Origin of the sequence: Holdemania filiformis DSM 12042, assembly GCF_000157995.1 — a bacterium.
GTDB classification, from domain to species: Bacteria; Bacillota_I; Bacilli_A; order Erysipelotrichales; family Erysipelotrichaceae; genus Holdemania; species Holdemania filiformis.
Window position 1 is genome coordinate 9,712 of the sequence record NZ_GG657559.1, and the last position, 6,756, is coordinate 16,467.

At 49.0% G+C, this 6,756-nt stretch carries 8 protein-coding genes; 7 read left to right on the forward strand and 1 reads right to left on the reverse strand.

Translation table 11 applies throughout. The features are described from left to right. The 4 genes from tmk to rsmI all read left to right on the forward strand — a co-directional run. Positions 1-433, forward strand: a 433-nt coding sequence (gene tmk, locus HOLDEFILI_RS11925) for a dTMP kinase (RefSeq protein WP_039864909.1), incomplete at its 5' end; no start/stop codon positions are given. Further along, positions 420-1,415, forward strand: coding sequence for a hypothetical protein (locus HOLDEFILI_RS11930; RefSeq protein ID WP_006059973.1), 996 nt, complete (start codon positions 420-422; stop codon positions 1,413-1,415). The genes tmk and HOLDEFILI_RS11930, both read left to right, overlap by 14 nt. After that, positions 1,408-2,760 (forward strand): PSP1 domain-containing protein, encoded by a 1,353-nt coding sequence (locus tag HOLDEFILI_RS18915; RefSeq protein WP_006059974.1) that lies wholly within the window; start codon positions 1,408-1,410, stop codon positions 2,758-2,760. The genes HOLDEFILI_RS11930 and HOLDEFILI_RS18915 overlap by 8 nt, the downstream gene beginning before the upstream one ends. Next, positions 2,757-3,608 carry a 16S rRNA (cytidine(1402)-2'-O)-methyltransferase gene (gene rsmI, locus HOLDEFILI_RS11940; protein ID WP_006059975.1) on the forward strand — a complete coding sequence of 284 codons (852 nt, stop codon included), beginning with the start codon at positions 2,757-2,759 and terminating at the stop codon, positions 3,606-3,608. Before HOLDEFILI_RS18915 ends, rsmI begins: the two co-directional genes overlap by 4 nt. 197 nt (positions 3,609-3,805) lie before the next feature. On the opposite strand, the gene HOLDEFILI_RS11945 is transcribed toward rsmI, so the two are convergent. Further along, entirely contained in the window at positions 3,806-4,669 is an 864-nt protein-coding gene (locus HOLDEFILI_RS11945; protein ID WP_083787622.1) for a helix-turn-helix transcriptional regulator, read from the reverse strand. Positions 4,670-4,792: 123 nt separating this feature from the next. Between HOLDEFILI_RS11945 and HOLDEFILI_RS11950 the strand changes: the two genes are divergently transcribed. The 3 genes from HOLDEFILI_RS11950 to rbr all read left to right on the forward strand — a co-directional run bounded on the left by HOLDEFILI_RS11950 (position 4,793) and on the right by rbr (position 6,716). Then, positions 4,793-5,599, forward strand: coding sequence for a pyridoxamine 5'-phosphate oxidase family protein (locus HOLDEFILI_RS11950; protein WP_006059977.1), 807 nt, complete (start codon positions 4,793-4,795; stop codon positions 5,597-5,599). A gap of 164 nt (positions 5,600-5,763) precedes the next feature. Then, positions 5,764-6,186, forward strand: coding sequence for a Fur family transcriptional regulator (locus HOLDEFILI_RS11955; protein ID WP_039864911.1), 423 nt, complete (start codon positions 5,764-5,766; stop codon positions 6,184-6,186). Further along, entirely contained in the window at positions 6,177-6,716 is a 540-nt protein-coding gene (gene rbr / locus HOLDEFILI_RS11960; protein WP_006059979.1) for a rubrerythrin, read from the forward strand. Before HOLDEFILI_RS11955 ends, rbr begins: the two co-directional genes overlap by 10 nt. The last annotated feature ends 40 nt before the right edge of the window (positions 6,717-6,756 follow it).

Below are 6,756 nucleotides of genomic sequence, written 5' to 3' on the forward strand. Positions count from 1 at the left end.
GCTGCTTTACGCCGCGGCCCGGCGTCAACATTTGATTGAAAAAGTGCTGCCGGCCTTAGAAGCGGGGAAAGTCGTGATCTGCGACCGCTTTGTCGACAGTTCGCTGGCTTATCAGGGCTTCGGCCGGAATTTAGGGATCGAGGAGGTTTTGTCGATCAACGAGTTTGCGATCGAAGGCCACTGGCCGGATAAAACCCTGTATCTCGATCTGGCTCCGCAGCAGGGACTGGACCGGATCGCCACCCGGCAAAACAAAGACCGGCTTGATCAGGAAAAGATCGATTTTCACCTGCGCGTCTGCGAAGGCTATCGGCAGGTGCGTGACCGGTTTGCCGAACGGATGATCGTGATCGACGCGGCTCAGCCTGTCGATCAGGTGATTGCCGACTGTGTCAAAGCGATAGGAGCGCTGATTCATCGTGAAGTTCGCTGAACGCCTGGAGGCGCAGCAGCCGGTTGTCTATCAGACGCTGAAACATGCGCTAGTGCAGAAAAAACTGGCGCACGCGTTCCTGTTTGTCGGACAGAAAGGCACGCCGCGGCTGGAAACAGCCTTGTTGTTAGCGCAAAGTCTGATCTGTCAGCATGTCCACGACGGATTCGCCTGTGAGGAATGCAGCGACTGCCAGCGGATCGCGGAAGCGAATTACGCCGATCTGATCCTGCTGGATGGCGCGTCCAAGTCGATTAAAAAAGATGAAATCCTGTCTTTGCAGGAGCGGTTTAATAAAACCGGGTTGGAACGCAGCGGACAGAAGGTCTATATTCTCAACAACGCGGAGAACACGACCCCGGAAGCGCTCAACAGTCTGTTAAAATTTCTCGAAGAACCGCAAGGCTCCGATACCCTTGCGATTCTGATCGTGGAAAATCAGGATCGGATCCTGCCGACGATTGTATCCCGCTGCCAGACGCTGACCTTCCGGCCGCTGACGCAGCGCCAGATCCATCAGATCGCTCTGGAGGAACAGCTTGATGAAACCGACGGCTATCTGTTATCGCATCTGATCCGCGATGTCGATCAGATTAAGCAGACCGCTGAGGATGAAGCCTATCAGAATGGTATGCTGATGATGCGCCGGTTTATCCGTGAATTCCCGCTGCGGGAGGAAGAAGTGCTCGTCTGGATGCAGACGGAATATCTCGGAAGCAAGGATAAAGAGAAGGATAAGCGAACCTTCGGCTATTTTATCGACTGCCTGCTTCAATTTCTTCGTGACGCCGCGGTAGGACATACGGAAGGTCCGGCCTGGATGGCGGAAGAAATTGTAAAATGGAATCAGCGTCCGCTGCGGCTCGATCAGCTGATCATCGTCTTGCTTGAATGCCGGGACAAGTTATCCCGTAGTTATAATCTGCCGCTTTTGGCGGATCAGTTAATTTATCAAATGAAGGAGGGAATGAAAGATGAGTGAAAATCAGGAAGCTGTAAAAACGGAAGAAGTCAAGCCGGTTCCTGCGTACCGCTATGTCGTATCGGTACGGTTTAAGAATTCACGGAAAGCGTACAGCTTTGGAACAAATGACGAAACGCTGGAATATGGCGATTATGTCGTCGTGGAAACGGTGCGGGGCGTGGAGATGGGCGAGATCATCAGCAATCTGCGCGATGTGTCGATGCACACCCAGAACACGCCGTTAAAGCCGGTGCTGCGCAAAGCGACCCGGCATGACCGCGAGATGTACGCTGAAAATAAAGATCTGGCCAAGGAAGCGCTGTCCCGCTGTCAGGAAGCAGTGGCGCGGCTCAAGCTGGATATGAATCTGATCAGCTGCGAATATACGCTGGATCGAAGCAAGATTATCTTTGTTTACGTTGCGGACGAGCGCGTCGATTTCCGCGAGCTGTTAAAAGAACTGGCGGGGATTTTCAAGTGCCGGATTGAGCTGCGTCAGATCGGTCCCCGCGACAAAGCGAAAATCATCGGCGGCTTAGGCACCTGCGGGATGGAAACCTGCTGCTCACGGTTCATGGATGATTTTGACGTCGTGTCGATCAACATGGCGAAGAACCAGCTGCTGGCCTTGAATATCCAGAAGCTTTCCGGACAGTGCGGCAAGCTGATGTGCTGTCTGAAATTTGAGGATGAAAATTACAAGCAGCTGCGCGCCGGACTGCCGAAGATGAACGCCCAGGTCGAGTATGAAGGCAAACTGTACCGCGTGACGTCGATGAACGTGATCAACGGGACGGCGAAGCTGGAAAACCGGGAGAACGTCCAGTTCATCGCGCTGTCAGATCTGATGGAAAAGGGCGTGTTCCGCCGGCCTGAAGCCCAGAACGCAAAGAATAAAGAAAAAGACGCGCGGTCTGGCGAACGCAAGGATGAGCGCCGGGAGAACGAGCGGAAAGAAGATCGGAAAGAGAATGACCGGAAAGAAAGTCCGGAACGCCGTGGCGCGGAAAGTAAGGACGCCGAGCGGAAAGCAGAGCGCAAAGACAACGCCCGGAAGCCAGAGGAGAAGAAACCGGAACGCAAAGATGGAAATAAACGACCGGCGGAGAAGAAGCCGGAAAAGAAAGTGGAAGAACGCAAACCGGAAGAAAAACGCCGTGAGGAACGCAAACCGCAGGAAAACCGGAAGCAGTTAAAGCCGCGGGAAAGTGTTAAGGAAAGTAAGCCTGAAGGCGAAACCAAGCCTCAGGAAGGGGAAGGCGAAATCCGCAATCAGGAACGCAAACGCCCGAACCGCCGTCGCCGTCATGCCAACCGCAAGGAAGGTCAGCCGAAAAACGAGGCGGGCGAGGATCAGAAATGATTCGTCAGCAGAGCTTTACCAATGAAAAACCAACGTTGTATCTCGTCCCGACGCCGATCGGCAATCTTGAGGAAATGACGCCCCGGGCGATTGAGATCTTACGTTCGGTCGATGTGATCGCCGCGGAGGATACCCGCAATACAATGAAGCTGCTTCAGGTATTCGATATCCATACCCGCATGATCGCGCATCATTCCCATAACGAACGGGAAAGCGCCAAGGGCTTGCTGAACCTGCTGGAACAGGGCCAGTCGGTCGCTGTGGTTTCCGACGCCGGATATCCGTTGATCTCCGATCCCGGCCAGAATATCGTCGAACAAGTGACAGCTGCCGGTTATAACGTTGTGCCGGTTTCCGGCTGCAGTGCCTCACTTAACGCGCTGGTCGCGTCGGGTCTGAAAGCTCAGCCGTTTTTGTTCAAGGGATTTCTTTCCAGCAACGACCGCGAATGCGTGAAGGAACTGGAAGGGCTGAAAGCCTTGCCGTTTACGTTGATTTTCTATGAAGCCCCGCACCGGATCGAACGGATGCTGGGACATTGCCTGGAAGTCCTGGGCGATCGCAAGGCGTGTCTGGCGCGTGAGATTACGAAACGACATGAAGAATTTCTGCGCGGGACATTGAGTGAAATCAAGGAAGCAGCCGCTGGATTAAAAGGCGAGATGGTCGTCGTGATTGAAGGCTGCGCTGAAGAAAGTGAGCCGGTCATCGACATGGCGCTGATTACCGAGCAGATCAACGAACGAATTCAGTCCGGCATGTCGGCGACGGATGCGATCAAACAAATCGCCAAGGAATACGGCGTGTCTAAGAATGAGATTTACCGCGCTTATCATCAGGAATCTTAAAAGAAAGCTCTTTTCCTAACGGCTGAATGTCGCTGGGGAAAGAGCTTTTTCACTCTGAAAAGTAATTACAATAGATGCTTTGATCAAGATTCGAAGGAAAATTCCTAGAATACGATAAGGATATCGAAAAACAAACTATCCTAAGATTTGATAATCTGCGCTTCAGCCGAATCGTTGCAGATCAACTTGTCTGTTTCTTAAGGCTTTCGGTAGTATAGATTCCGATACTCGTTAGGCGTCAGGGAAAAAGTGGCCTTAAACTGTTTGGAAAAATAACTGGGATGCAAATAATGCAGCTGTTCTGAGATCTGCCTGACAGATAAATCAGGATCCGCAAGCAGCGTGAGCGAGCGGTACAAACGGTGTTGTATAATCAACGATTGCGGCGACAGCTGAATAACGGCTAATGTGCAGCGGCACAGATAACTTTGCGAAACATGAAGACGGTCGCAATAGTCTTGGACGCTTAACGCTTCGTTTGATTTTTCTAATTCATATAAAAATTTTTCCGCGGTTGAAAGCATAGCGCTGTCTGCACGCGAAGAAGCAAAAGAGTTCGGATCCTCTTTGAGCATCATAACTGTAAGTTGACTGATCAAATGCTGGAGGCCTAAAACATAACCCGCTGTTTGTTTTTCCGCGTTATCGAAGCAATAGCGTATAAGATTGAAGGTCGGTTCATCAATCAACTGTTGAAACCAGAGCTGATGATGAAACAGGGTCAGCCATTGTTCCTGATTAAACAGACCGCTGACTTGAAAAAGCAGCTCATAAGTTTCTAAAGAATCAGTGATGAACTGAGCACTGTGAAGCAGATAGGGCGGGATCAAGAATAAATCAGCAGGCCCGGCATGGAAGGTCTGACCTTGAATCGTGGCTGAACATTCTCCCTGACGAATTACGGCCAGTTTGATATGCGGAATGAGGACATTGGATAACTGACGAACGCGGTTCTGAAAAGTATGGCGATAAGCAAAAATCTGATATTGATATTTTTGAAGGGTAACGGAAATAGAATCCATACAACTTTGATTAGGTATTAATAAATTACGGTATTTCATAAGCAGGATTCTCCTTTTTTTTATTATATCGAAGTTCTGAATTTTATCCTAGTCGGTCTGATTGGAATCTTGTGCAAAAATAAACAATATGACATGATAAGAACATAGAAAGAGGGAAGAAATATGAAAAAATTAAGAATGTTATTTTTGGCAGCTTTACTCCTGACAGGCTGCAGTACAGCTCCGGCTCCTAAAACTGACGCAGAATTGGAAGCAGAAGGTTGGGTTAAAAATCCAGAAGCTAACGGTTATATCAAAATGGAAGACGCATTGACCACAGCTTCTGTTGCCATTGATGAAAGTCAACAGCTGAGTCAGCCGGAAATTCGTGAGCTGGCTTTGGATTATCTGCGGGGGTGGCCTTTAAAAAAGGATGAAGCGGGACAAACAATTTATTCTTATCGTGAAATGTATCAAATCGCCACTTCCTACAATAATGAACCGGGTCTGTCATCGGTTGAATTCGTCTTGGATCCTCAAACCATGAAGCTGTACGCTTCCAGTGAAAAAGGAACAGAAAAATGCGTGCATATCGCAAAGAATCCGAAGGTTGTTTTGTATTGGTATAAACAGATACCGGAGGAAGAATATATCGCTTATAAAAATGATTATTTTAATTCCTATGGAGTTCAGATCAAGGGCACCGCAAAGCTGATGGATCCGGCTTCAGAAGAGGCGCAAAAAGCTGCTGCGTTGTATCTGGAAACACTCTATGGCGCCGAAGGTTGGGCGGCTATGGGAGAGAAACAGCCGGCGATTATCACCAAATTGCTGGAAGTTAATGACTGGATTGAAATTGACCCGACTGAGTATGTTGTGAACTCACTGCAGTGGTCCTATAACAAAGAAGGAAGTACTCGCCCGGAGTGGTATGATCCGGAAAGTCCGTATTTCGGCAAGTCTGTCCGGCAGGTTTATTACGTTCATTAAAGGAAGAAAGCGGGAGCCTCATCCCGTTTTTCTTTTTCGCTTTTTCATCTTTAAAAAAGAAGCAGGCAGAGCAGAAAAATTATAGAAAAATCCGTGCGGAGCTATTGACTCCCAGGAAACTTATGCTATAATGATAACAGTTATCGTTATTAGGAGGTGAGATGATGATTCGCAGGAATTCAAGACAACGCCAGCTGATCTTGGACGTGATGCGCGGAGAAGGAATTCACATGAATGCCGACCAGGTTTACCAGAAGGTAAAGCAGGCCGATCCTTCCATTGGAATCGCGACGGTCTACCGCAACTTGAATCTGTTGACGGAAATGGGTGAAATCCAAAAGTTCCAGGACCGCAGCGCAGGGTTCATGTACGATGGAAATCCGAAAAAGCATCATCACTTCTACTGTCGATACTGCAAGCGGTATTTCGACGTTTCGTTCTCCGTGGAGGAGCAGATGATCCGCCAAGTTGAAGACCAGATGGGCGTCAGCGTGGAAGATCTGAATATTTCGTTGGAAGGCTGCTGCAACCAGTGTAAAGACAAACAGGAAAAAGAGAAAGAAAGAGGTAAAGAACAATGGAATTAAAAGGATCAAAAACAGAACAGAACTTAATGACAGCTTTTGCCGGTGAATCCCAGGCGCGCAACAAGTACACTTACTATGCAATGAAGGCTCGTGCTGAGGGCATGGAACAGATCGCGAACATCTTTGAGGAAACAGCGCGCAACGAACAGGAACATGCGATGCTGTGGTTCAAGGCTCTGCATGGCGATCAGATCCCGACGACAGATGTTAACCTGCAGGATGCAGCTAATGGTGAAAACTACGAATGGACAGACATGTATGCTGAATTCGCTAAGATCGCACGTGAAGAAGGCTTCAACAAGATCGCAGCGCAGATGGATATGGTCGCGAAGATCGAAAAGCGTCATGAAGAACGTTACCTCGCTCTGCTGAGCAATGTCAAAGAAGACAAAGTCTTCAAGAAAGAAGAAGACGTGATGTGGAAATGCCAGATCTGCGGTTATACCCTGGTCGGCAAGAACGCTCCGGGTCTGTGCCCGCTGTGTGGCTATGCGAAGTCTTTCTTCGAAGTTGAAAAAGCAAACTATTAATTTCTCTGATTCATCGGATCCGCTGTGCGGGTCCTTTTTT